23 protein-coding genes and 1 tRNA gene are annotated in these 23,844 nt (G+C 71.2%); 19 read left to right on the forward strand and 5 right to left on the reverse strand.

The genetic code is table 11. The features are described 5' to 3' along the window. Positions 1-16: 16 nt before the first annotated feature. Positions 17-2,464, forward strand: coding sequence for a bifunctional lysylphosphatidylglycerol flippase/synthetase MprF (locus BGO45_RS09870; RefSeq protein WP_292693556.1), 2,448 nt, complete (start codon positions 17-19; stop codon positions 2,462-2,464). Between the two features lie 10 nt (positions 2,465-2,474). Here BGO45_RS09870 and BGO45_RS09875 read toward each other — a convergent pair whose 3' ends face one another. Then, positions 2,475-2,867, reverse strand: a complete 393-nt coding sequence (locus BGO45_RS09875; RefSeq protein WP_292693559.1) for a DUF5684 domain-containing protein — start codon at positions 2,865-2,867, stop codon at positions 2,475-2,477. Between the two features lie 105 nt (positions 2,868-2,972). Between BGO45_RS09875 and BGO45_RS09880 the strand changes: the two genes are divergently transcribed. The 7 genes from BGO45_RS09880 (at position 2,973) to BGO45_RS09910 (ending at position 6,718) form a co-directional block, all read left to right on the forward strand. Further along, positions 2,973-3,413 (forward strand): hypothetical protein, encoded by a 441-nt coding sequence (locus BGO45_RS09880; protein WP_292693561.1) that lies wholly within the window; start codon positions 2,973-2,975, stop codon positions 3,411-3,413. Between the two features lie 75 nt (positions 3,414-3,488). Next, positions 3,489-3,662, forward strand: a complete 174-nt coding sequence (locus BGO45_RS09885) for a hypothetical protein (protein ID WP_175611028.1) — start codon at positions 3,489-3,491, stop codon at positions 3,660-3,662. A 54-nt stretch (positions 3,663-3,716) separates the two neighbouring features. Further along, positions 3,717-3,792, forward strand: a tRNA-Arg gene (locus BGO45_RS09890). Between the two features lie 164 nt (positions 3,793-3,956). Then, complete coding sequence (locus tag BGO45_RS09895) at positions 3,957-4,211, forward strand: DUF6458 family protein (protein ID WP_076490940.1); 255 nt, start codon at positions 3,957-3,959, stop codon at positions 4,209-4,211. Between the two features lie 37 nt (positions 4,212-4,248). Continuing rightward, the gene (locus BGO45_RS09900) at positions 4,249-5,385 is read left to right on the forward strand and encodes a serine/threonine-protein kinase (protein WP_292693567.1); all 1,137 of its coding nucleotides are present in this window, start codon (positions 4,249-4,251) and stop codon (positions 5,383-5,385) included. After that, positions 5,382-5,864 (forward strand): hypothetical protein, encoded by a 483-nt coding sequence (locus tag BGO45_RS09905; RefSeq protein ID WP_292693570.1) that lies wholly within the window; start codon positions 5,382-5,384, stop codon positions 5,862-5,864. The genes BGO45_RS09900 and BGO45_RS09905 overlap by 4 nt, the downstream gene beginning before the upstream one ends. Before the next feature lie 44 nt (positions 5,865-5,908). Continuing rightward, positions 5,909-6,718 (forward strand): transglutaminase family protein, encoded by an 810-nt coding sequence (locus BGO45_RS09910; protein WP_292693573.1) that lies wholly within the window; start codon positions 5,909-5,911, stop codon positions 6,716-6,718. Positions 6,719-6,857: 139 nt separating this feature from the next. Here BGO45_RS09910 and BGO45_RS09915 read toward each other — a convergent pair whose 3' ends face one another. Next, a complete protein-coding gene (locus BGO45_RS09915; protein WP_292693576.1) occupies positions 6,858-7,391 on the reverse strand; it encodes a hypothetical protein in 534 nt (177 codons plus the stop codon). Positions 7,392-7,529: 138 nt separating this feature from the next. Between BGO45_RS09915 and BGO45_RS09920 the strand changes: the two genes are divergently transcribed. From BGO45_RS09920 to BGO45_RS09960, 9 genes are all read left to right on the forward strand, one after another. Then, a complete protein-coding gene (locus BGO45_RS09920; RefSeq protein WP_292693580.1) occupies positions 7,530-9,194 on the forward strand; it encodes an arginine--tRNA ligase in 1,665 nt (554 codons plus the stop codon). Between the two features lie 2 nt (positions 9,195-9,196). Further along, positions 9,197-9,967 (forward strand): DUF2993 domain-containing protein, encoded by a 771-nt coding sequence (locus BGO45_RS09925; protein WP_292693583.1) that lies wholly within the window; start codon positions 9,197-9,199, stop codon positions 9,965-9,967. A gap of 147 nt (positions 9,968-10,114) precedes the next feature. Then, complete coding sequence (gene lysA / locus BGO45_RS09930) at positions 10,115-11,545, forward strand: diaminopimelate decarboxylase (protein WP_292693585.1); 1,431 nt, start codon at positions 10,115-10,117, stop codon at positions 11,543-11,545. Next, on the forward strand, positions 11,542-12,873 hold the full coding sequence (locus tag BGO45_RS09935) for a homoserine dehydrogenase (protein ID WP_076490933.1): 1,332 nt from the start codon (positions 11,542-11,544) through the stop codon (positions 12,871-12,873). Before lysA ends, BGO45_RS09935 begins: the two co-directional genes overlap by 4 nt. A 1-nt stretch (position 12,874) precedes the next feature. Beyond that, a complete protein-coding gene (gene thrC / locus BGO45_RS09940; RefSeq protein WP_292693590.1) occupies positions 12,875-13,957 on the forward strand; it encodes a threonine synthase in 1,083 nt (360 codons plus the stop codon). Continuing rightward, positions 13,954-14,886, forward strand: coding sequence for a homoserine kinase (thrB, locus tag BGO45_RS09945; RefSeq protein ID WP_076490931.1), 933 nt, complete (start codon positions 13,954-13,956; stop codon positions 14,884-14,886). The genes thrC and thrB overlap by 4 nt, the downstream gene beginning before the upstream one ends. Positions 14,887-15,038: 152 nt before the next feature. Then, entirely contained in the window at positions 15,039-17,108 is a 2,070-nt protein-coding gene (gene rho / locus BGO45_RS09950) for a transcription termination factor Rho (RefSeq protein WP_292693593.1), read from the forward strand. Positions 17,109-17,126: 18 nt separating this feature from the next. Beyond that, positions 17,127-18,203: a peptide chain release factor 1 gene (gene prfA, locus BGO45_RS09955; RefSeq protein WP_292693745.1), complete on the forward strand. Its 1,077-nt coding sequence runs from the start codon at positions 17,127-17,129 to the stop codon at positions 18,201-18,203. A gap of 258 nt (positions 18,204-18,461) precedes the next feature. Continuing rightward, on the forward strand, positions 18,462-19,403 hold the full coding sequence (locus BGO45_RS09960; protein ID WP_292693596.1) for a hypothetical protein: 942 nt from the start codon (positions 18,462-18,464) through the stop codon (positions 19,401-19,403). A gap of 94 nt (positions 19,404-19,497) precedes the next feature. Here the strand turns inward: BGO45_RS09960 and BGO45_RS09965 are convergent, their stop codons facing one another. Beyond that, positions 19,498-20,901, reverse strand: a complete 1,404-nt coding sequence (locus tag BGO45_RS09965; RefSeq protein WP_292693599.1) for an amidase — start codon at positions 20,899-20,901, stop codon at positions 19,498-19,500. A gap of 39 nt (positions 20,902-20,940) precedes the next feature. Between BGO45_RS09965 and BGO45_RS09970 the strand changes: the two genes are divergently transcribed. Then, positions 20,941-21,345 (forward strand): phage holin family protein, encoded by a 405-nt coding sequence (locus tag BGO45_RS09970; protein ID WP_076490927.1) that lies wholly within the window; start codon positions 20,941-20,943, stop codon positions 21,343-21,345. Positions 21,346-21,351: 6 nt separating this feature from the next. On the opposite strand, the gene epsC is transcribed toward BGO45_RS09970, so the two are convergent. Beyond that, positions 21,352-21,921, reverse strand: coding sequence for a serine O-acetyltransferase EpsC (gene epsC, locus BGO45_RS09975; protein ID WP_292693603.1), 570 nt, complete (start codon positions 21,919-21,921; stop codon positions 21,352-21,354). A 1-nt stretch (position 21,922) separates the two neighbouring features. Then, positions 21,923-22,861 (reverse strand): cysteine synthase A, encoded by a 939-nt coding sequence (gene cysK / locus BGO45_RS09980; protein ID WP_076490925.1) that lies wholly within the window; start codon positions 22,859-22,861, stop codon positions 21,923-21,925. A 98-nt stretch (positions 22,862-22,959) separates the two neighbouring features. Here cysK and prmC point away from each other — a divergent pair, with 98 nt between their 5' ends. After that, positions 22,960-23,844 carry a peptide chain release factor N(5)-glutamine methyltransferase gene (gene prmC, locus BGO45_RS09985; protein WP_292693607.1) on the forward strand — a complete coding sequence of 295 codons (885 nt, stop codon included), beginning with the start codon at positions 22,960-22,962 and terminating at the stop codon, positions 23,842-23,844.

Genomic DNA, 23,844 nt, shown 5'->3' on the forward strand with positions numbered 1-23,844 from the left:
GCGACGGACCGTCCGGATGCCACGGGCCAGCATCGCGCTCGCCGCCGTCGTGCTGCTGGCCAGCCTCGCGCAGCTCCGCGGCAGCGTCCTCGTGGGTGACGGACCCTTCGATGTCCGTGAGCTGGCGCGGAGCCTGTTCACGGTCGACCAGCCGATGCTGCTGCCGATCGTGCTCCTTGCGATCCTCGTCGGCGGGGGTCTCGCCGAGCGCGTCCTGGGCCCCGGCCGTCTGCTCGTGGCGTTCATCGGCGGCGGACTCGCGACGTCCGTGGCCGGGTTGGTCATCGGCGCCGTCGAGAGCGTGTTCCTTCCCCGCCTCCCCTTGAACTCCGACGTGTTCACGGGGGCGCCTCCCGTCGCCGCGCTGCTGGTCGTCGCGATGACCGCGAGCGGCTTCGTCGGCGCGCTGTGGCGCCGACGCGTGCGGTGGGCCAGCGCGGTGATCGCCCTCACGCTGTTCCTGTACTCCGCGTCGGCGAGCGATCTCTACACCCTCGTCGCGCTGCCGATCGGACTCGCGCTCGGGCTCCTCCTCGGCGGTCGCCCGGTCACGCTGCGCGTCCACCGGAGCTCGCACCACGAGACCCGCGTCCTGCTGGCGGCCCTGACCGCCGTGACGGCGGTGGGCCCGGTGGTGGCGACGCTGTGGGGCAGTGGCGCCGGGCTGCTCTCGGTCTACGGGTGGCTGTCCTGGGATCCGCTCACGGTGGCGGACGGGCAGGTGTGCGTCGCAGGGTCCGCGTTCCTCGGATGCCCGGCGGGCGGATGGTCGATCGGGCCGCTGCAGGCGAACGCGGGGTGGATCGCCGCGCTCCCGTTGGCCGTGCTGCTCGTGGCATCCTGGGGCATCCTGCGCGGGCGTCGCGGCGCACTCGGCATCGCGATCACGGTGAACCTGCTGGTGTTCGTCGGCATGATGTACGTCTTCGCCGTCACCGAACCCGACACTCTGGCGACGCTGGCGATCACTCGTGACGCGGATGCCGCGTCGGCGTCGTGGCAGATCCTCGTCGGTGTGGCGGTGGGGGCGTGCGTGCCGCTCGCGGTCGCCGTCACGCTCTTCGTCTTCCGCCGCGCCGCGCGGATCGGGTCCGCTCCCGGGGCGCGGTCGTTGTTCCTGGGCACGGTGGGTCTCGCCGGGGTCGGCATGTTCGTCACGGCGCTCGTCGGCACGATGGCGTTCTCGCACCACTTCGCACCGGAGCCGGGCCCTGCGGCGATCCTCCGGGCCACCGTGCTGCGGCTTCTTCCGCCGTCGCTCCTGCCGGCCGAGTCGATCGCCTTCGTCCCGATGACCGGATGGGCGCAGGCGCTGTGGTACCTGCCGTCCACGGTCTTCTGGGCCGTGTGCGTCTTCGCGTCGGTGCGGTTCGTCCTCAGCCCGGGCGCGGCGGCGCATTCCGGAGATCGTTCGCGGGCGCGCGTGGTGCTGGAGCGAGGCGGCGGCGGAACCCTGTCGTTCATGACGACGTGGACCGGCAACGCCTACTGGTTCGCCCCCGACGCCGATGCCGCGATCGCCTACCGCGTCCGCGGTCGCATCGCCGTCACCCTCGGCGGACCGTTCGGACGCGATCGCACCGACCCGCGGGTCGCCCGGGCGTTCGTGGACTTCTGCGGCGAACGAGGCTGGACTCCGGTGTTCTACAGCGTCGACGATGCCGAGAGCGCCACCCTCGACCACCTCGGGTGGAGGAGGACGCAGGTCGCGGAGGAGGCGCACCTCGAGCCCGCGACATGGACCCCCGCGGGCAAGAAGCGTCAGGACGTGCGCACGGCCACCCACCGCGCCGCACGCGAGGGCGTGCGGGCGGTGTGGACCCGGTGGGCCGAGCTGTCGTTCCGCGACCGCGCGCAGATCCGCGAGATCTCCGAGGCCTGGGTCGCCGACAAGACGATCCCCGAGATGGAGTTCACGCTCGGGGGCGTGGAGCAGATGACCGACCCCGCCGTGCGGCTGATGCTCGCGCGCGACGCGCAGGACCGGGTGGTGGCGGTGACGAGCTGGATCCCGGTGTACGCGGCATCCTCGGTGAGCGGATACGCCCTGGACGTGATGCGCCGCCGGCACGACGCGATGAACGGCGTCATGGAATTCGTGATCGGCGCCGTCGTCGAGCAGCTGCGCGCCGAGGGCTGCACGGTGATGAGCCTGTCCGGCTCGCCCCTCGCGTGCCACCGGGACGAGGCGGATGCCGAACCGGATGCCGTGGAGCGCTTCCTCCGTCAGCTCAGCATCCTGTTGGAGCCCGCGTACGGCTTCCGGTCGCTGGCGAACTTCAAGAAGAAGTTCCAGCCGGAGTTCGCCCCGATGTGGATGGTCTACCCCGACCCCGCACAGCTGCCGGCCGTCGGGCTCGCCCTCATGCGCTGCTACGCGCCGGGGTTGACGGTCGCCCGGGCGGCCCGCATCGCCTCCGGGCTGCGCACGTCGGCGCGCGCGAAGGCGGCGACCGCCGGGTGAGGGCGGCGGATCAGATGCGCTCGGGACGGTACTCGTCGCGGCTGAACCCGACGATCAGGTAGCCGACGAACCAGATCCACGCGAGCAGGATCAGGGAGAAGAACCAGCCGTGGCCGAACGCTCGGCCGACACGGATCGAGACGATGATGTGGAAGATGAAGCCGACGATGGGGATGAGGTAGAGCAGCGTCATCCAGCCGGAGTACGCCGCGACCTTGACGAGGAAGATCGTGTTCACGATCGGGATGATCGCGAGCCAGCCGGGGTGCCCGGCCTTCGAGAAGACGCGCCACAGTGCGATCACGCTCAGCACGTACACGGCGAGGCCGATGAGCGACGTGGTCGAGTTCAGCGCGAAGATCGACGTCTGGTCGTAGATGGTGTTCGGCGACGAGGTCAGCATGCCGCTCATCGTAGGGGCAGCGCGGCTCCGGCCGAAGTGCCACGGACCGAGCGGCGGACGTTACGCTCGCGTCATGCCGATGACCGCCGCCTTCCCGGGGATGCCATGACCCGCGACCGCAAGTTCGAGTGGGGTGGCCTCAGCGCGGGGCGGGCCGATTTCGTCACCGCCGCCGAGGCTCTCGCTGTGCTCGAGCAGCTGATCGAGTCGTATTCCGACCTGTCGGCCGAGACCGGGCTCGCCGACGGCGACGCGTTCCTGCGGTTGTCGGCGGGGGACCGGTGGGCGGTGGTCTCGACCCCGGGCACCCGGTGGTTCTCGGTTCGCGTGGAGTCCGGGCACCGCGCGCGTCTCGACGATGCGACCTCCACACGCGACGAGGCGGTGATGCTGCTGGGAACATATGTCGCCGTCGGGGCGGCGTATGTCCGCGGCGAGGCGGTGGTGGACGGTGACCGACGGGTCGTCACGACGCACGGCCGCACGATCTCCCTCACGCGACCGCCGGCGGCCCGCGTGCGCCGGTGGCTGGCGCGAACGCGCTGAAGCGTCCGCCGTCAAGCCTCTCCGGCGCCCGCTGCGGCGCTGAGAGGCTGGGCACTCGCAAGCGAAGGGACGACCATGAGCGATCCGCAGGACAACGCCCCCGCCGACGACGCCGAGAACCTCGGCGACGATCAGACGGTGGCGCCCAGCCAGACCAACGACGTCGACGAGCAGTCGAAGGCGCCCTCCGGGGACGACCCGAACGCCGACCACCAGGCCACCGGCATCGGGGTCATCGGCGACGAATGACCCCGCCTCACCGGTCGGGGGCGCATCCCGCGCGATGCTAACCTTGACCGGTCCGCCTCCGTAGCTCAGGGGATAGAGCGTTGGTTTCCGGTACCAAAGGTCGCAGGTTCGATTCCTGTCGGGGGCACCACCGCAAGGCTCCGATCACTCGTCCACGAGGGTCGGAGCCTTCGTCGTCCGCCCGTCGGTGAGAGGCGAACCGATCGCCGCGACGGCCGCCCCCGCGTTGTCAAGACCTCCCATCGGTTCGGAGGGGGAGTGGCATCCTGACCTCACCCTCCCGAAAGGACTGTCATGAGCATCGGAGCCGGAATCGCGCTGATCGTCATCGGCGCCATCCTCGCGTTCGCCGTGGATCTTCCGAACGACTACGTCGACCTGACGACCATCGGCTACATCATGATGGGCGCGGGTGTGGTCGTCTTCCTCATCGGTCTGGTGCTTCTCGTTCGACGTCGGCAGACCGACACCGTGACCCGCACCGAGGGCGTCGGCGGCGCGCAGGTCACCCGCTCGACCACGCGGTCGTCGAACGACGACCTGGTCTGACATTTCCGCGGGGGGCGTTCGACCCCTGAGGACACGTATGACCGACACCGACACGACGCAACCGGCCGACCCCGCCACAGACGGCCTCTTCGACGGGCGCTACCGACTCGGCCGGGTGCTGGGCACCGGCGGATACGCGCGCGTCTATGAAGCCGTGGACACGTCACTCGGACGCACCGTCGCGCTCAAGGTGATGACCGGTGACGGCGCGGATCCGTCGGATGCCGCCCGCGTGCGGTCCGAGATCCGGCTCCTCGCCTCGCTGTCGCATCCGTCGCTCGTGACCCTCTACGACGCGCGCCTGTCGTCGACACCCACGTATCTCGCGATGGAGCTCATCGCCGGCCCCACGTTGACCGATCTGATCGAACGGGGTCCGATCGCGACCGCCGACGTCGCGCGATACGGCCGCGAGATCGCGGAAGCCCTCTCGGTGGTCCACTCCCGCGGCATCGTGCACCGCGACGTCAAGCCGTCGAACATCCTCCTGCGCCCGCCCGCCCACGCGGGGGAACGGGCGCGGGCGACATTGGCCGACTTCGGGATCGCCGCGCTCGTCGGCGCCACGCGCGTGACGCGGGCGGACACCGTCATCGGAACCGCCGCGTACCTCAGCCCGGAACAGGCGCGCGGGATGCCGGCCGCCCCGGCGAGCGACGTGTACTCCCTCGGGCTCGTGCTGCTCGAGGCCCTCACCGGGAGGCGCCCGTTCGGCGGCCGCACACCGCACGAGGCGCTCGCGGCGCGGCTGGTGTCGCCTCCGGACATCCCCGACGACCTGCCCGGACCCTGGCGTTCCCTCCTTTCGCGCATGACCGCGATCGACCCGGCGGAGAGACCGGATGCGGCGGAGCTCGGCGCTGAGTTCCGCTCGCTCCCCGGGGAGTCCGCGCCGGCCGCTCCGCTCGGTGCGACGGCGCTCATCGCGGGGCCGGCGCCCGACGAACTCACCCGCACGCGCGTGCTCGCTCCCGCGGAGGCGCCGCCGCGGCGTGCGGTCCGCCGTCGCGCGATCATCGCGGCCTCCGTGCTCGCGGCCGTCCTCGTCGTCGGTGGCGTCGCTGCGGCGGTCGGGGTCACCGCCGCGGCTCCGTCGTCCGACCCGTTGCTCCCATCGCTCCCGGCCCCGCTGGACCAGCACGTCGACGACCTGTGGAAGGAAGTGGGCCCGTGAGGCGCCATCGGGGTCTGATCCCCGTCCTCGCGTTGACCGCCGGGCTGGCGCTCGCGGGGTGCACCCCGCAGGCCGCCGCGCCGACCGCCTGGCAGGGCGTCGTGCAGACCCTTGCGAGCCAGGCGTCGGATGGGGACTACGCGTCCGCGACGGCGACGCTGGACCAGCTCGAGGCCGACGTCACCGCGCAGCGTGACGCCGGCGCGATCACGTCGGCCGAGGCGGAGGCGATCCTGTCCCGCATCGCGACCGTCCGAGCCGACCTCGCCTCGCTCGCACCGAGCCCGGAACCGGTGCCCGAGGTCACCCCCGCGCCGACGCAGAGCACGGTGGGCGACGACGGAGCCGTCCCAGACGAGCCTCAGAACCCTGCCGAGCCCGGTGACAAGGGGTCGGGGAACTCCGGCAAGGGCAACGGCGGCAAGGGCAAGGGCGACTCGGCCACGACCCCCGGCGGACCGGGCAAGAAAGACGGATGAGCGAGCCGCGTCCCACCCCTCCGCCGCCGTGCGAGGATTACCCGGTGCCGCGCCGAGTGACCGCTGAACTCGACCTCGATCTGGGGTCCTCCGTCGACCTCATCTTCCAGATCACCGCCGCTCAGGGAGTGCCGCTCGCGAGCGAGCAATTGACCTTCTCGAGTGGCGATCGCGTGTACACGCCGACCGAGATCGTCGACCAGTCCGGCAGTCGCCTGCACCGCCTCTCCGGCGAGCAGGGGCCGCTCTCGGTGCGGTACGAAGCGGTGGTCACCGGGGCGTCGCCCACGCTGCACACGAGCGACCTCGAGACCATCACCTACCTGCGACCCAGCCGATACTGCCAGTCCGACGAGGTGTTCGCCCAGGCGCGCCGGCAGTTCCGCGGGCTCGCCGGAGCCGAGTTGATCGCGGCGGTCTCGACCTTCGTGGCATCCAGCGTCACCTACACGCCCGGGCTCAGCCTCGGCACCGACAGCGCGGTGACGACGCTCATGACCGGCCAGGGCGTGTGCCGTGACTACGCCCACGTCGTGATCGCGCTCCTGAGGGCCATGGACATGCCCGCGCGCTACGCCGCGTGCTACGCGCCCGGACTCGAGCCCATGGACTTCCACGCCGTCGCCGAGGCCTACCTCGACGGCGCCTGGTACGTCATCGACGCGACGCGCCTGTCCGACCGGCGCTCGCTCGTGCGCATCGCGACCGGCCGCGACGCCGCCGACTGCGCGTTCCTCAGCTATCACGGCGGATACGTCGGCCTCGAGCGGATGTATGTCGACGCGGTCCTGGACGACGAGACGACGGATGCCACGACCCCCGACGACCACGAAGCCCTGGTGCAGATCGGCTGAATCCGGGCCGCGGGCAAAGATCACCCGGTGTGCCGGTGAGCCCGCAGCGTACTTCCGATACGCTGAGAGACACGGCGGGCAGTAGCCCTCGGAGCCTGGCAGTCTTCCGGACGGTATGACGAGCCAGGCTCACGTGTTCTTACAGGCGGGTGGTCCTGTGCCGAACTAGCGGTTCAACGCGGCGCACCCAATCTCCGCCTCGGGAATAGCACCAGGCGACAGCATCGCTCACCCACAGGAGCGGATGCTCGTGCGGAGCCGCATGAACGAAGGGAACGATTGCGCTCCTTCGGCGCAGCGTCTCCGTGATGATCCGACGGTCCGCTTTCTCCACCGACGCGTCGCGCTCGACGATGAGACGCGCCGCTCGGGCGCTGACCGCACTCTCCACCAATGCGCTCAAGGTCAACGGGCGCGCAGCCTTGTCCGGGAGGCCCTCCGCGATCCATACGGCGCAACGCACATCGAGTCGTGCCATGCAAGCGAGGAGATGGCGTCGCCGGGAGTCGCTCTCGTTCGTGAAATGGATGCGACGCTGTCCAGGTTTGACGAGTGAGCGAATCGCGCGCTCGCACGCAGGCACGAGCGCCGTCTGGACCCCGGTGCCGACGATGAAGTATCCCCGAGCTTTCGATTCATCGACGTAGATGCGGTCGTCGGCGCGGAATGTCATCGGGTCACCGTAGGGCGCGCTGTGTCGCCGCTCGCGTGGCCCGCGACCCGCGTCTCTCGGGTGACGGACGACCACGAAGCCCTGGTGCAGATCGGCTGAATCCGGGCCGCGGGCGCCTCGGCCTAGAATTGCAGGGTTATGGATCCCGCAGCCCTCTCCGCCGCCCTGCTCGCCGTCATCGCCCCGCTCGCGGAGGCGCGACGCGAGGGTTCGTCCGCGGGGATCACCGCTGCCGACCTCCCTCTCGAGCGGCCGAAGAACCGTGACCACGGCGACTGGGCGTCCAACGCGGCCCTGAAGCTGTCGAAGGTCGTCGGTGCCAACCCGCGCGAGTTCGCCGCCGAGATCGCGGCGGGCCTCGGGAGTGTCGACGGCATCGCGAGCGTCGAGGTCGCCGGACCGGGGTTCATCAACATCCGTCTGGATGCCGCCGCGGCAGGCGCCCTCGCGAAGACGATCGTCGAGCAGGGTGCGGCATTCGGCACGAACGACTCGCAGCGTGGCAACACGATCAACCTCGAGTTCGTCAGCGCGAACCCGACGGGACCGCTGCACATCGGCCACACGCGCTGGGCGGCCCTGGGCGACGCGATCGCCCGCGTGCTGCTGGCCAGCGGGGCCACGCTCGTGCGGGAGTTCTACATCAACGACGCCGGCGCCCAGATGGAGCGCTTCGGCCGTTCGGTCGTCGCCGCGCTCCACGGCGAGCCCACCCCCGACGACGGCTACGGCGGCGCGTACATCGCCGACCTCGCCGAGCGGGTCGCGGCCGCGCGGGCCGACATCCGCGAGCTCGACCGCGCCGAGCAGATCGCGGTCGCGACCGAGCTGGCCTACGGGTTCCAGCTCGGCGAGATCCAGGCCTCGCTCGAGCGCTTCAACGTGCACTTCGACGTGTGGTTCTCCGAGCGCACGCTCCATGCACGCGCGGACGGTCGGCCGAGCCTCGTCGACGAGGCCGTGGACCGCCTCCGCGAGCAGGGACACGTCTTCGACGACGAGGGTGCCGTGTGGGTGCGCACGACCGACTTCGGCGACGACAAAGACCGCGTGATCCGTCGGTCGAACGGCGAGTACACCTACTTCGCCGCGGATGCCGCGTACTACCTCAACAAGGGCGACCGCGGTTTCGCGCACAAGATCTACCTCCTCGGTGCCGATCATCACGGCTACGTCCACCGCCTGAAGGCGCTCGCGGGCGCCGCCGGCGACGACCCCGAGAAGGACATCGAGGTGCTCATCGGGCAGCTCGTGTCGATCAACGGCGCCAAGCTGTCGAAGCGCGCGGGCAACATCATCGAGCTCGACGACCTGCAGGAATGGCTCGGAACCGACGCGCTGCGGTACTCGCTCGCACGGTACCCCGCCGATTCGCCCCTGACGCTCGACCCCGAGATCCTGCAGAAGCGGACCAACGACAACCCCGTCTTCTACGTGCAGTACGCCCACGCGCGCACCCACAACGTCGCGCGCAACGCCGCCGACTCGGGCGTCGACCGGTCGGAGTTCGCTCCCGAGCTGCTCGCGCACGAGACCGAGTCCGCGCTGCTCGGCGCGCTGCAGGAGTATCCGCGCGTGGTGGCCTACGCCGCCGAGGTCCGCGAGCCGCACCGCGTCGCCCGCTACCTCGAGGAACTCGCGGGCCTCTACCACCGGTGGTACGACAACTGCCGCGTGATCCCGCTCGGCGAGGCCCCGGTCGAATCCGTGCACCGCACCCGTCTCTGGCTGAACGACGCGACCGGTCAGGTGCTGCGCAACGGTCTCGACCTTTTGGGCGTCGGCGCTCCGGAGCGCATGTAGCCATGGCGGATGCCACGCGCCCCCGCCGACGCGGCGGACGCACGATCGCGGTCGTGACGATCATCGTCGTCGTGATCGCGGGTCTGCTGGTGGCGGCGGAAGCCATCGCGCGATCGGCGGTCGCGAGCACCGTGCGGTCGCTCGTCGTGCAACAGGTCGGCCTCTCCGCCGACCAGCAGGTCGACGTCGAGGTACCCGGCATCGTGCTGCCCCAGTTGGTGAAGGGCCGCCTCGACCAGGTGGTGGTCTCCGCGGCCGACGTGGCGCTCGGCCCGCTGAACGGCGACGTCCGCGTCGACCTGCAGGATGTTCCCGTCGCGGGCGACGCCCCGGCGGCCGGGGGATCGGCATCCGTGCGTCTGAACCCCGATCAGCTGCGTGGCCTCCTCGCACAGATTCCCGACTTCCCGGCCGACACGGTCGACACCGCCGCACCGGACGTGACGCTGTCGACGCAGTTCTCGGTGTTCGGCGTGTCGATCCCGGTGGGGATCTCCGCAACCCCCGGGGCGGCCGACGGCGACCTCACGCTGACACCCACGTCGTTCGACCTCGGGGGCAACCGTCTCGATGCCGACGCCCTGCGCGGGCAGCTCGGCGGCGTCGCGGACGCGGCGCTGAAGACGTGGAGCCTGTGCATCGCCGACCGCCTCCCCGCCGGTCTGACGCTGGATTCGGTGAGCGTCCAGGGGCAGGACGTGGTGGCGACGTTCGCCATCGACGGTCGACTGCTCAGCGATCCGGCGCTGCAGCAGAACGGCACCTGCGGCTGACCCGGTCGGCCCGGCCGCACCGCATGGGACGGGGGCGGCATATGCCGTGCCCTAGACTGCAAGGACTGCCCGTCGCGTGACGCCCCGCGGGGGCAGGAGCCGTGATCCGCGGCCGTCGCGTCGCCGCAAAACCCGATTGGTTCCTCCGTGTCCGCCTCGCACTCCGCGCTCGTGCCCGAGTGGCTCACCGCCCCGGCCGAAGCGAACGAGCTCGTCGCCTCCGTCTGGCCCGCGTCGGCCCACCGCGTCGATGACGGCTCCGTCGAGATCGGCGGGGCGTCGGTGTTCGATCTGCGCGACCGTTTCGGAACGCCGCTGTACGTCCTCGACGAGGACGAGGTCCGCGCGCACGCCCGTCGCGCCCGCGCCGCGTTCTCCGCGGCGGCTGAGCGGCATGGCATCCGGTCCCGCGTCTACTACGCGGGCAAGGCCTTCCTTTCCACCGAGGTCGTGCGCTGGGTGACCGACGAGGGTCTCTCGGTCGACGTGTGCACGCGCGGAGAGCTCGAGGTCGCGCTGGCCGGCGGCGCGGACCCCACCCGCCTGGGATTCCACGGCAACAACAAGAGCGTCGCCGAGCTCGAGCGCGCCGTCGAGGTCGGCATCGGCTCGGTCGTCGTCGACAGCCCCGTCGAGATCGAGCGTCTCGCCGCGATCGCGGAGCGCCGCGGTGCGGTCCAGTCGGTGCTGGTGCGCGTGCGCACCGGAGTCCATGCCGAGACGCACGCGTTCCTCGCCACCGCCCACGAAGACCAGAAGTTCGGCTTCTCGCTCGAGGGGGCGGCCGAGGCCGTCGCTCGGATCCGCGAGCTGACGAGCCTCCGTTTCGTCGGCCTGCACGCTCACATCGGTTCGCAGATCTTCGACTCCTCTGGCTTCCGCGAGTCGGCCGCCCGTCTGGTCGACCTGCACGCCGAACTCCTCGCCGGGGGAGAGATCCCCGTGCTCAACGTCGGCGGCGGCTTCGGCATCTCGTACACCTCGGTCGACGACCCCCGTCCCATCGAGGAGATCGCCGACGGCATCCTCGACGCCATAGCTGACGAGTGCGCTGTGCGCGGCATCGACATGCCCGACGTCGCGTGCGAGCCCGGTCGGGTCATCGTCGGGCAGGCGGGCATCACGCTCTACGAAGTCGGGACCGTGAAGAAGGTCACCGTCGGGGACGATCTCGAGCGCACCTACGTCAGCGTCGACGGCGGGATGAGCGACAACGCGCGTCCCGCCCTCTACGGCGCCGACTTCTCGGCCCGGATCGTGTCGCGGACGAGCGCCGCGGCTCCCGCTCTCTCGCGGGTCGTGGGACACCACTGCGAGTCGGGGGACATCGTCGTGGATGCCGAGTACCTCCCCTCCGACGTCGTTCCGGGGGATCTCCTCGCGGTTCCGGCGACCGGCGCCTACTGCTTCTCCCTCGCGAGCAACTACAACTACACGCCCCGGCCGCCGGTCGTGGCCGTCCGGGACGGCCGGGCCCGCGTGATCGTCCGCGGCGAGACCATCGACGATCTGCTCGCCCGCGACGTCGGCGTCGCGGCATCCTCCTCGACCGCCACACCCCACGGAGACACCGAATGACCGACTACCGCACGCTGCGCGTCGCGCTGCTGGGCGCCGGTGCCGTCGGCTCGCAGGTCGCCGACCTGCTGCTCAAGCACCGAGCCGAACTCGCCGACCGCGCCGGGGCGAACCTCGAGCTCGCCGGCATCGCCGTCCGGAATCTCGACGGCAAGCGCGACACCGACCTGCCCCGCGAGCTGTTCACAACAGACGCCGAGACCCTCATCAACGGCTCCGACATCGTCATCGAGCTGATGGGGGGCATCGAGCCGGCACGCAGCCAGGTGCTGCAGGCCATCAACTCGGGTGCCGACGTCGTCACCGCCAACAAGGCGCTGCTGGCCACGCACGGCTCGGAGATCTTCGAGGCCGCCGACCAGGTCGGTGCCGAGGTCTACTACGAGGCCGCCGCCGCGGGCGCGATCCCGATCATCCGGCCGCTGCGCGACTCGCTCGCCGGTGACCGGGTCGTGCGCATCATGGGCATCGTCAACGGCACGACGAACTACATCCTCGACCGTATGGACACCGAGGGCGCCGACTTCGGCGACGTCCTCGCCCAGGCTCAGGCCCTCGGCTACGCCGAGGCCGACCCCACCGCCGACGTCGAGGGCTACGACGCCGCGCAGAAGGCCGCGATCCTGGCGAGCCTGGCGTTCCACACGACGGTCCCGCTGGATGCCGTGCACCGTGAGGGCATCACGCAGATCGACGCCGCGATGATCGAGTCCGCACGCCACGCCGGCTACGTGATCAAGCTCCTCGCCGTGTGCGAGCGTCTGGCCGCGGGCGAGGGCGAGTCGACCGAGTCGATCTCGGTGCGCGTCTACCCGGCGCTGGTCGACCGGACGCACCCCCTGGCCAGCGTCCACGGCGCCAACAACGCCGTGTTCGTGCAGGCCGAGGCCGCCGGAGACCTCATGTTCTACGGTGCGGGCGCCGGCGGCGTGCAGACCGCGTCGGCGGTCCTCGGCGACGTCGTCTCGGCCGCCCGTCGGCACATCGCCGGGGGAGTGGGCGTCGGCGAGTCCACGCGCGCCAACCTCCCGACGGTGCCGATCGGCCGCGTCATCACGCGGTACCAGATCACGCTCGAGGTGAACGACCAGCCGGGCGTGCTCGCCACGGTCGCCGGCATCCTCAGCGAGGGTCGGGTGTCGATCGCGACCGTCGAGCAGACCACCATCGAATCGGATGCCGAGAACCCCGCCGCCGGTGGTTCTGCGCGTCTGGTCATCGGAACACATCAGGCCCGTGAGCAAGATCTGAGCGAGACCGTCGAGCGTCTCGCCGCGAGCGGCGTCGTCGAGCGCGTGGTCTCCGTACTGCGTGTGGAAGGGAACTGACATGGCACACGTCTGGCGCGGAGTCCTCCGCGAGTACGCCGACCGTCTGGGCGTCACCGACGCCTCCACCGTCGTGACGCTGGGCGAGGGCGGCACCCCCCTCATCCCCGCTCCGGCTCTGTCGCGCCGCACGGGCGCGGACGTGTGGGTGAAGTTCGAGGGCATGAACCCCACCGGCTCGTTCAAGGACCGCGGCATGACGGTGGCGCTCTCGCGCGCCGTCGAGCACGGCGCGAAGGCCGTCATCTGCGCGTCGACCGGCAACACCTCGGCGTCGGCCGCGGCTTACGCCGCCCACGCCGGCATCACCGCTGCCGTGCTCGTGCCCGAGGGCAAGATCGCGATGGGCAAGCTGAGCCAGGCCGTCGCCCACAACGGTCGCCTCATCCAGATCCGCGGCAATTTCGACGACTGCCTCGAGATCGCGCGCGAGCTCGCCGACCACTACCCGGTGCACCTGGTCAACTCGGTCAACCCCGACCGCATCGAGGGACAGAAGACCGCCGCGTACGAGGTCGTCGAGCAGCTCGGCGACGCTCCCGACTTCCACTTCATCCCCGTGGGCAACGCCGGCAACTACACCGCCTACTCGCGCGGTTACCGCGAAGAGGCCGACCGCGGCGTGTCCACGCGCGTCCCGCGCATGTTCGGCTTCCAGGCGGCCGGTTCCGCGCCGCTCGTGCGCGGCGAGGTCGTGAAGAACCCCGAGACCATCGCCAGCGCGATCCGCATCGGCAACCCCGCCTCCTGGCACCTCGCCCTCGAGGCCCGGGATGCCACCGACGGATGGTTCGGCGCGATCGAGGATGCCGGCATCCTCGAGGCCCAGAAGATCCTCGCCGGCGAGGTGGGCGTCTTCGTCGAGCCCGCCTCGGCGATCAGCGTCGCGGGCCTGCTGGACCGCGCCGAGGCCGGCATCGTGCCCGCGGGCGCCAAGGTCGTGCTGACCGTCACCGGCCACGGCCTGAAGGACCCGCAGTGGGCTCTGCGCAAGGCCGACGGCACCGAGGTGCAGCCGACCGTCGTCGACGCCACCACCTCGGAGGTCGCCTCGGTCCTCGACCTGAAGCCGGTGGCCGAGTGACGACAGCCCTCGGACGCCGGGTCGCGGTCCGCGTCCCGGCGACCAGCGCCAATCTCGGCCCGGGGTTCGACACCCTCGGCCTGGCGTTGAGCGTCTACGACGAGCTCACGGTGGAGGCCCTCGAGCCGGGGCGCCTCGAGATCGAGGTCTCCGGTGAGGGGACGGCCGACGTCCCGCGTGACGCGTCGCACCTGGTGGTGCGTGCGATCGCCCACACGTACGCCTCGGTGGGGCGCGAGCTCCCCGGCTTGCGTCTCGTCGCGCACAACGTCATCCCGCACGGGCGCGGCATGGGCTCCTCCGGTGCGGCGGTCGTCGCCGGCATCCTGGCCGCGAAGGGCCTGCTCGACGGCGAGGTCGCTTTCAGCGACGTCGACCTGCTGCGCCTGGCGACCGAGATGGAAGGTCACCCCGACAACGTCGCCCCGGGGCTGTTCGGCGGCCTCACGATCGCGTGGATGGATGCCACCGGCCCCCAGCACAAGCAGCTCATCGTGCACCGCGGTGTCTCGCCGCTGGTGCTGGTGCCGGGGTTCACGATGTCGACCGCCGTCGCCCGGAGCCTGCAGCCCCTGCAGGTGCCGCGTGAGGACGCCGTCTTCAACGTCTCGCGCTCGGCGCTGCTGATCGCGGCGATGACCCAGAGCCCCGAGCTGCTGATGGCGGCCACCGAAGACAAGCTGCACCAGAACTACCGCGCTCAGGCGATGCCCGAGACCGACCGTCTCGTGCGGGCGCTCCGGGCCGAGGGGTACGCGGCGGTCGTGTCGGGCGCGGGGCCGAGCGTGCTCGTGCTCGCGGACGGCCCGGGTCAACGCGTCGCAGCGGCGGACCTTACCTCATCGATCGTCGACACCCCGTGGCAGGCGCTCATGCTCGCCGTCGACGTCAAGGGTGGTACAGTGAAGCCCGCAGAGGGTTCCGCCTAGCACGCGAATCTGAGCCTCTGCACCACCTGCGAAATCCGCAACACATCGCGAACCCGGTCTCGGCTGCAGTCTCCCGAACCGCTGGTGTCTCTTCGTCTGCGATCTGCATGGCGAAGCGCGATCTGATCACGTTTCATTTCTGAGGAGCACTCGTGGAGTCCATCTCCGAGACCCAGCCCGTCGACGCGCCCGAGGGCGCGGACATCACCCCCGAGGAGCAGTCCGCCGCTCCCGCCGACGAGACGCTGTTCGACACGCCCGCCGACACGGAGGGCGAGGAAGCCCCCGCCGACCCCGCCCCCGAGGCGGAGCCCGCGGCGGAGGAGCCCGCCCCGGTCGCTGACGAGGCATCGGTCGATGCCCCGGCTGAGGCCGCGGCCGAGGAGTCGGCGCCCGCGGACGAGCCGGCGCCCGCCGTCGAGCCGGCCGCCGAAGAGGCCGCCGCCGCACCGGCCGAGGAGCCGGCCGCCGAAGAGGCGCCCGCCAAGCCCGCTCGCGCCCCCCGCAAGCGCGCCCCGCGTCGGGCGAAGAGCGCCCCCGCCGACGAGACGCCGGCCGAGGAGGCAGCGGCACCCGCCGAGGTCGCCGCGCCCGAGGCGGCCGTGGACGCCGCGCCCGAGGCGTCGGCCGAGCCCGCCGCGGCCCCCGCCGACGAGACCCCCGCCGTCGCGGCTGAGACCCCCGAGGCCGGCGCGGACGCGCCCGCCGTGGACGCGGCCGAGCCGAAGACCGAGACCGCCGAGGGCGAGGCGAGCGCCGAGGCCGTGGCATCCGCCCCCGACGGCGAGTCGAGCGAGGAGTCCACCGAGACGCCGTCGCGCAGCCGTAGCCGGAGCCGATCGCGCAACCGCAACCGCAACAAGGCCGAGAACGCCGACGGCGCCGCTCCCGCGGCGAACACGCCGGCCGCCGCCGAAGAGGCCGAGGCGCCCGCGGAGAACGGCTCGCAGGCCCCGCAGCAGAACCAGGCGAACAGCCGCAACCGCCAGCGCAACAAGCGCCGCGGCCAGGGCACCACGGGCGATGAGTTCGAGGGCGAGATCGGCGAAGACGACGTCCTGATCCCGATCGCGGGCATCCTCGACGTCCTCGACAACTACGCGTTCGTCCGTACGACGGGCTACCTGCCCGGCCCGAGCGACGTGTACGTGTCGCTCGGCCAGGTGAAGAAGTACAACCTGCGCAAGGGTGACGCCGTCGTCGGCTCGATCAAGCAGCCGCGTGAGAACGAGCAGTCCAGCCGCCAGAAGTACAACGCCCTGGTCAAGGTCGACTCCATCAACGGCCTTTCCGTCGACGACGCCGCCGGTCGCGTCGAGTTCGGCAAGCTCACCCCGCTGTACCCGCAGGAGCGCCTGCGCATGGAGACGGCGCCCGAGAAGCTCACGCAGCGTCTCATCGACCTGGTCGCCCCGGTCGGCAAGGGCCAGCGCGGTCTGATCGTGGCGCCCCCGAAGGCGGGCAAGACGATCGTGCTGCAGCAGATCGCGAACGCGATCGCGCACAACAACCCCGAGGTCCACCTCATGGTCGTGCTCGTCGACGAGCGCCCCGAAGAGGTCACCGACATGCAGCGCACGGTCAAGGGCGAGGTCATCGCCTCGACCTTCGACCGTCCCGCCGAAGACCACACCACGGTCGCCGAGCTCGCCATCGAGCGTGCCAAGCGTCTCGTCGAGCTCGGTCGCGACGTGGTCGTGCTGCTCGACTCGATCACGCGCCTCGGCCGTGCGTACAACCTGTCGGCACCCACGTCCGGCCGCGTGCTCACCGGTGGGGTCGACGCATCGGCGCTGTACCCGCCCAAGCGCTTCTTCGGCGCCGCGCGCAACATCGAGAACGGTGGATCGCTCACGATCCTGGCGACCGCGCTGGTCGAGACCGGCTCGAAGATGGACGACGTGATCTTCGAGGAGTTCAAGGGCACCGGCAACAGCGAGTTGCGCCTGAGCCGTCAGCTCGCCGACAAGCGGATCTTCCCCGCGGTCGACGTCAACGCGTCCTCGACCCGTCGCGAAGAGATGCTGCTCTCGCCCGACGAGGTCAAGATCACCTGGAAGCTGCGTCGTGCCCTCGCGGGCCTCGACCCGCAGCAGGCCCTCGAGGTCGTGCTCGGCAAGCTCAAGGAGACGCAGTCCAACGTCGAGTTCCTCGTCCAGATGCAGAAGTCGATCCCGGCTCCCGCGCGCGGAGACAACGGGCACGACAACGGCATCCGCTGAGCCGTGTCGGATTCCGGCATCCTCGAGTCCGTCCGCGGACTGCTCGACGAGCACCGGCAGGTCGAGCTCGAGCTGAACGACCCCGCCGTGCACGCCGATGCCGCGCGTGCGAAGCGGGTCAACCGGCGCTACGCCGAGCTGAACCGCATCGTGCACGCCTACGAGGCGTGGCGTTCCGCTGCGGATGACCTGGATGCCGCGCGCGAGCTCGCCCGTGAGGACGAGGCTTTCGCCGAAGAGGTGCCCGCGCTCGAGCAGCGTCTGGATGAGAGTCAGGAGCGGCTGCGCCGCCTGCTGATCCCGCGCGATCCGGACGACGCCCGCGACGTGATCATGGAGATCAAGGCGGGGGAGGGCGGCGCGGAGAGCGCGCTGTTCGCGGCCGATCTGCTGCGGATGTACCTCCAGTACGCGGCATCGATGGGCTGGAAGACGGAGCTGCTCGAGCGCAACGAGTCCGACCTCGGCGGGTACAAGGACGTCCAGGTCGCGATCAAGGGCTCCTCGAGCGACCCCGCGCAGGGCGTGTGGGCGCACCTGAAGTACGAGGGCGGTGTCCATCGCGTGCAGCGCGTGCCGGCGACCGAGTCCCAGGGGCGCATCCACACCTCCACGACCGGTGTGCTGGTCTTCCCCGAGGTCGACGAGCCCGAAGAGGTCGCGATCGACCCGAACGACCTCAAGATCGACGTGTTCCGCTCGTCGGGCCCCGGCGGTCAGTCGGTCAACACGACCGACTCGGCCGTGCGCATCACCCACGTCCCCACCGGCATCGTCGTGTCGATGCAGAACGAGAAGTCGCAGCTGCAGAACCGCGAGGCCGGTATGCGCGTGCTGCGCGCCCGCCTGCTCGCCAAGCAGCAGGAGGAACGCGACGCCGTCGCGGCCGACGCGCGACGCTCGCAGATCCGCGGCATGGATCGTTCGGAGCGCATCCGCACCTACAACTTCCCCGAGAACCGCATCGCCGATCACCGCACCGGATACAAGGCCTACAACCTGGATCAGGTGATGGACGGCGCCCTCGGCCCGATCATCGAGTCGGCGATCACCGCCGACGAGGAAGCGCGTCTCGCCGCTCTCTCCGGCGAGTAACCCGCTCGCCCTCGTCGCGCGCCCGCCCGTCGTGTCCGCTTCCAGCGGTGACTAGCCGCATATGCTCGCGCGGTGATCGTAGCGGCGTACATACGCCCGAAGTCACGGAACCTGCTGCGTGGCAGAGGCCGGTGACTTCGGGGAAAGTCGCGGGTCCACAGCGGCGAGACGAACGTTCGCCCGAAGTCAGCGCCGATCGCGCGGACCGCCTGTGGACAACCTCGACGGGCCGATGCGCGGTATCGGCAGGATGTCGGGATGTCATCGAGCTCCGCCTTCACGACCCGCGACGCTCTCCGAGACGGTTCCACGCGGCGCTTCATCGACTCGCAGGTGTGGTGCCGACCATTCCACGGCGTGCGGATGCCGCTGCCGACCGAACACGGCGAACTCCATCCCGCGGCGCAGCGGGAGCGTCGTATCCGTGAACGCGTCGGCGCGTACCGCACCATCATTGGTCCCGGTGCCTTCTTCTCGCACAGCACGGCCGCGATCCTGTGGGAGATGCCGTTGCCGCCTCTCCCGGACGATGTCATCCATGTCTCCGTCCTCGCTCCGGCATGCGCGCCGGAAGGACGCGGGGTGCGCGGACACCAGCTCAAGCCGGATGGTGTCGCGGTCACGACCGGCGCCGAAGGGCTGTCCCTCACCGACCCGGCCACGACCTGGGCGCTCCTCGGGACGCTTCTCCGACACCCCTACGACCTCGTCGCCGCGGCCGACGCGGTGGTGACGGGCGTGCGCGTGGCCGGTCCTCGGGGGCGAATCGTCCAGGAGCCCCTCGCGACGATCGAGCAGCTACAGATGTCTCTCGACTCGGCGTACAAGCGCCGCGGCATCGTCGCGCTGAGAGACGCTCTCCCTCGCGTTCGAAGCGGTGCGGCGTCCCGCACCGAGTCGTGGACACGTCTCGTCATGGTCGACGGGGGGCTTCCCGAACCCGTCCTGAACCACGACGTATACGACGTGGACGGCTTCGTCGCCTGCGTCGACCTGGCGTATCCGGACCTGCGTGTGGGTGTGGAGTACGAGGGGGACCAGCATCGGACGGATGCCGTGCAGTGGCAACGCGACCTCGAGCGCTACGAACGTCTCGCCGCTGCGGGCTGGCGCATGATACGCGTGACCCGGGAGATGCTGTTCCGGCGCCCCGATCTGCTGGTGAGGCTGGTCACGGACGCACGCTCGCGCGCGCGCTGACTTCGGTCGAATGCGTGCGCGAATCCTTTCCTCGCGTGCATGTTCCCGAAGTCAGCGGGTCCTTCGGGGCCCCGAACCCTGGGAATCCCGCTCGTCACGCGTCCCACACCGGCGGGTGCGGGAGGGGGCCGCGGCGGTCCTCGAGCACCGCCCCGAGCGCGAGCAGGGTCGCCTCGCCGCCGGGACGGCCGATCACCTGCACCGAGACCGGGTGTCCGTTCGCGTCGGTGGTCACGGGGAGCGTGAGAGCGGGGAGCCCCGCCACGTTGACGAAGCTCGAGTACGGTGCGTACTCGACCTGCATCGCGAAGGTCCGCTCGGGATCGTGGCCGGCGTAGGCGCCCACGGGCTGCGGCGCCTGGGCGAGGGCGGGAGTCAGCACCGCGTCGAAAGCCGCGAAGTCGCTGATCGTCCGCCGTTCGAACGCGCGCGCCTCGGCGAGCCCACCGAGCAGATCCCTCGCGGACAGCGCGCGACCCTCCTCGACCAGCCAGGCGGTGAGCGGTTCGACCAGCGCCATGTCCTCCGCGCTCAACGGGATGCGCGCGGCGCTCGCGCGCCAGAGCACGCGGAACAGAGCGGCGTAGCCCACCGGATGCCAGTCGGCATCCGCCACGTCGTGTCCGGCGTCGTCCAGCCAGGCGGCCGCGGTCTCGAACGCCGCCCGCGCGGCCGGATCGAGCACGATGTCCTCGTCGTCGTCCCACGGCGACACGGTCGTCACGCCGATCCGGAGAGTCCGCGATCCGGCGCGGGCGGCGCGGACGAAAGGACCCTGCCCGGGGGCCGCGGTCGCGTAGGAGAACGGCGCGAGTCCCGCCAGCGCGTCCAGCAGCAGGCCCGCGTCCTCCACGCTGCGGGCGAGCGGGCCCGTGACCGACAGGCCGTCAGGGGAGTCGAAGCCCGAGCCGATCGGCAGTCGCCCCCGCGAGGGCTTGAGCCCCACGACGCCGACGGTCGCCGCGGGAATGCGGATGGAGCCGCCGCCGTCGGATCCGACCGCGGCCGGGAGCAGCCCCGCCGCGACGGCGACGGCCGCACCGCCGCTCGAGCCGCCGGCGCCGTTCCCGGTGCTCCAGGGGTCTCGCGCGGGGGCATGGATGAGCGGTTCGGTGAAGCCGGTGAGACCGAACTCGGACGTGCTGGTCTTGCCGAGGCTGACCGCTCCCGCGGCATCCATCGCCTCGGCGAGGGCATCCGACGTCGACGGCACGTGATCGACGCGGGCGCGGGATCCGTAGCGGGTGGGCACGCCCGCCCGCGCGACGAGGTCCTTCTCCGCCGACGGCACGCCCCAGAGCGCACCGTCGGGTCCTCCCGCTTCGAGCGCGGCGGCCCGCCGGAGAGCGGACTCGCCGGTCACCTCGGCGAAGGCGCCGAGATCGACGGCGTGGGCGATGCGATCGAGGTAGTGCGAGGCCAGTTCGACCGGCCCGATGGCGCCCTGCTGCAGCCCCGAGACCTGCGCGACGAGGGACAGATCGTGCGGACGGGTCATTCTCCGAGCCTAGGCCCGACGCTCCGATACCCTCACAGCATGAAGACCCGGTTGCTGCGCGTGCTCGTCTATCTCGCCTCCGCGGCGGCGGGACTCGTGCTCGCCGACCTGTTCGTCGCCGGGTTCCGGATCTCCTGGCTCGACTGGTGGGGCTTCCTCGTGGCCATCGTCGTCTTCGCGATCGTGCAGAGCCTCGCGACGCCCCTCGCCACGAAGCTCGCGACCAAGCGGGCGCCCCTGCTGCTGGGGGGCATCGGGATCATCGCCACGTTCGTCTCGCTCGTCGTCGTGGCGGTGCTGCCGTCGGCGGGAGTCCGCATCACGACGGTCGGCGCATGGGTTCTGGCCCCGCTCGTGGTCTGGATCGTCTCGGCCGTGGTCACCTGGGTTCTCACGGTCGTGCTCATCGACCGGCCCGCGCGGGCCGCCGCGAAGAAGCGCTGACGCGGATCAGATCCAGTATTCGGGGGCGGTGAGCAGCGCTCGGGTGTCGTCGCTCGAGCGGCGGGCCCGCGCCTTGGCCGGGACCCCGACGAGCACGCTCTCGGGCGCCGCGTCGCGGGTGACCACCGCGTTCGCGCCGACCAGGCTGTGGGCGCCGATCGTGATGGGGCCGAGGATCTTCGCCCCGGCACCCACGGCCACCCCGTCGTGCAGGGTCGGGTGGCGCTTGCCGCCCTCGCGCTGACGCCCCCCGAGGGTGACGCCGTGGTAGAGCATGACGTCGTCGCCGACCTCGGCCGTCTCGCCGATCACGACGCCCATGCCGTGGTCGATGAAGAAGCGTCGACCGATCGTCGCGCCGGGGTGGATCTCGATGCCCGTGAGCCACCGCGTGACCTGCGAGATCGCCCGCGCCGGGAATCGCAGGCCGCGCAGCCACAGACGGTGCGCCACGCGGTACGACCACGCGGCGTGCAGGCCGGGGTAGAGCAGCGCGATCTCGAGACCGCCGCGGGCGGCGGGGTCGCGGAACTTCGCCGCGGCGACGTCCTCGCGAAGGCGGGAGACGACTCCCACGTCAGTTGTCGCGCAGGTCTTCGTACAGCGCGGTGGAGAGGTAGCGCTCGCCGTACGACGGGATGATCACGACGATGTTCTTGCCCTCGGCCTCGGGGCGACGCGCGATCTCGAGCGCGGCCCAGATGGCGGCGCCCGAAGACATCCCGACGAGGATGCCGTCCTTGGCCGCCGTCTCGCGCGCCAGGCGGATCGCGTCGTCGAACTCGACGTCGATGACCTCGTCGATGATGTCGCGGTCGAGGATCGCCGGGACGAAGTTCGGGCCGATGCCCTGGATCTTGTGGGGCCCGGGGTGCCCCTTGGTGAGGATGGGGGAGTCCGCCGGCTCGACCGCGACGACCTTCACGCCCGGGACGCGCTCCTTGAGCACCTGACCGACACCGGTGATGGTGCCGCCCGTGCCGATGCCGGCCACGAAGTAGTCGACCTTGCCGTCGGTGTCGCGCAGGATCTCCTCGGCGGTGGTCTTGCGGTGGATGGCCGGGTTCGCCTCGTTCTCGAACTGGCGGGCCCAGACGGCACCGGGGGTCTCGGCGACGATGCGCTTGGCCTCTTCGACGGCGAAGGACATGCCCTTGGTGGGATCGGTGAGCACGAGCTCCGCACCGAAGGCCCGGAGCAGCACGCGGCGCTCCTTCGACATGGACGCGGGCATCGTGAGGATGACCTTGTACCCGCGGGCAGCGCCCACCATCGCCAGGGCGATGCCGGTGTTGCCGCTCGTGGACTCGACGAGAGTGCCGCCCGGCTTCAGCTCACCCGAGGCCTCGGCGGCGTCGACGATGGCGATGCCGAGGCGGTCCTTCACGCTCGAGGCGGGGTTGTAGAACTCGAGCTTGGCCAGGATCTGGCCCCCGGCGCCCTCCGCGACACGGTTGAGGCGCACCAGCGGGGTGTCGCCGAACGCGGAGGTGATGTCGGAGTGGATGCCGGGCATGGCTCGCCTTTCGCCGTCGGTCGGATCGCGACAATCCTAGGTGAGCGGAGACCCCGGCGTCCGTGTGTGACGGCGCGCGACTAGGCTCGGGAGCCGTCATGCCCGAGCCCGTACCCTCCGCCCCGTCCACCGTCGCCGACGTCGTCCGCGCCACCGCTGCGCGCTTCGCCTCCGCGGGCATCCCCGACCCTCACGTGGATGCCGAGCTCCTCGTCGCGCACGTCCTGTCGACGTCGCGCGGGGGAGTCCAGGCCGCGGTCGTCCGCGGCGACCGTCTGTCCGCCGACTCCCAGGCGGCCCTCGCTCCGCTGGTGGACCGGCGATGCTCGCGTGAGCCGCTGCAGCACCTGACCGGGCTCGCGCCGTTCCGCTCGATGGAGCTCGCCGTCGGACTGGGGGTGTTCGTGCCGCGGCCCGAGACCGAGATGGTGGCGCAGCTCGCCATCGACGCCCTGCGCGCGGCGGCATCCGCCTCCCCGGTCGCGGTGGACCTCGGCACCGGGAGCGGAGCGATCGCGCTCGCCATGGCGACGGAGGTTCCACACGCGCGCGTGTTCGCCGCGGAGAACTCCGTCGACGCGTTCATCTGGACGAAGGAGAACCTCGCCCGCATCGGCGCGCCGAACCTGACCCTCGCGTTCATCGACCTCGCCGAGGCGTTCCCGGAACTCGACGGAACGGTCTCGGTGGTGGCATCCAACCCTCCCTACGTCCCGGACGACGCGATCCCGCGCGATCCCGAGGTGCGGCTGTACGACCCGCCGGCGGCGCTCTACGGAGGACCGGACGGTCTGGATGCCGTGCGGGTACTCAGCCGCGTGGGCCTGCGTCTCGCGCACGCCGGCGGCACGATCGTCATCGAGCACGGCGAGTGGCAGGGGGCCGCGATCCGCGAGATCCTCACGGCGGACGGGTGGCGGTCCGCGGCGACCCATCCCGACCTCACGACGCGGGATCGCGCCACGACCGCTCTCCGCCCCTGA

The sequence above is a fragment of the Microbacterium sp. 71-36 genome, assembly GCF_001898305.1.
Lineage (GTDB): Bacteria > Actinomycetota > Actinomycetes > Actinomycetales > Microbacteriaceae > Microbacterium.

Bases quoted from the DNA above. Each gene is read 5' to 3' on its own strand.
- BGO45_RS09895 (WP_076490940.1), top strand. From the start codon at position 3,957: ATGAGCATCGGAGCCGGAATCGCGCTGATCGTCATCGGCGCCATCCTC.
- BGO45_RS09935 (WP_076490933.1), top strand. From the start codon at position 11,542: ATGACCGACTACCGCACGCTGCGCGTCGCGCTGCTGGGCGCCGGTGCC.
- prmC (WP_292693607.1), top strand. From the start codon at position 22,960: ATGCCCGAGCCCGTACCCTCCGCCCCGTCCACCGTCGCCGACGTCGTC.
- BGO45_RS09925 (WP_292693583.1), top strand. From the start codon at position 9,197: ATGGCGGATGCCACGCGCCCCCGCCGACGCGGCGGACGCACGATCGCG.
- BGO45_RS09885 (WP_175611028.1), top strand. From the start codon at position 3,489: ATGAGCGATCCGCAGGACAACGCCCCCGCCGACGACGCCGAGAACCTC.
- BGO45_RS09920 (WP_292693580.1), top strand. From the start codon at position 7,530: ATGGATCCCGCAGCCCTCTCCGCCGCCCTGCTCGCCGTCATCGCCCCG.
- BGO45_RS09880 (WP_292693561.1), top strand. From the start codon at position 2,973: ATGACCCGCGACCGCAAGTTCGAGTGGGGTGGCCTCAGCGCGGGGCGG.
- BGO45_RS09915 (WP_292693576.1), bottom strand. From the start codon at position 7,391: ATGACATTCCGCGCCGACGACCGCATCTACGTCGATGAATCGAAAGCT.
- BGO45_RS09960 (WP_292693596.1), top strand. From the start codon at position 18,462: ATGTCATCGAGCTCCGCCTTCACGACCCGCGACGCTCTCCGAGACGGT.
- BGO45_RS09875 (WP_292693559.1), bottom strand. From the start codon at position 2,867: ATGCTGACCTCGTCGCCGAACACCATCTACGACCAGACGTCGATCTTC.
- BGO45_RS09870 (WP_292693556.1), top strand. From the start codon at position 17: ATGCCACGGGCCAGCATCGCGCTCGCCGCCGTCGTGCTGCTGGCCAGC.
- BGO45_RS09965 (WP_292693599.1), bottom strand. From the start codon at position 20,901: ATGACCCGTCCGCACGATCTGTCCCTCGTCGCGCAGGTCTCGGGGCTG.
- cysK (WP_076490925.1), bottom strand. From the start codon at position 22,861: ATGCCCGGCATCCACTCCGACATCACCTCCGCGTTCGGCGACACCCCG.
- BGO45_RS09900 (WP_292693567.1), top strand. From the start codon at position 4,249: ATGACCGACACCGACACGACGCAACCGGCCGACCCCGCCACAGACGGC.
- BGO45_RS09970 (WP_076490927.1), top strand. From the start codon at position 20,941: ATGAAGACCCGGTTGCTGCGCGTGCTCGTCTATCTCGCCTCCGCGGCG.
- thrC (WP_292693590.1), top strand. From the start codon at position 12,875: ATGGCACACGTCTGGCGCGGAGTCCTCCGCGAGTACGCCGACCGTCTG.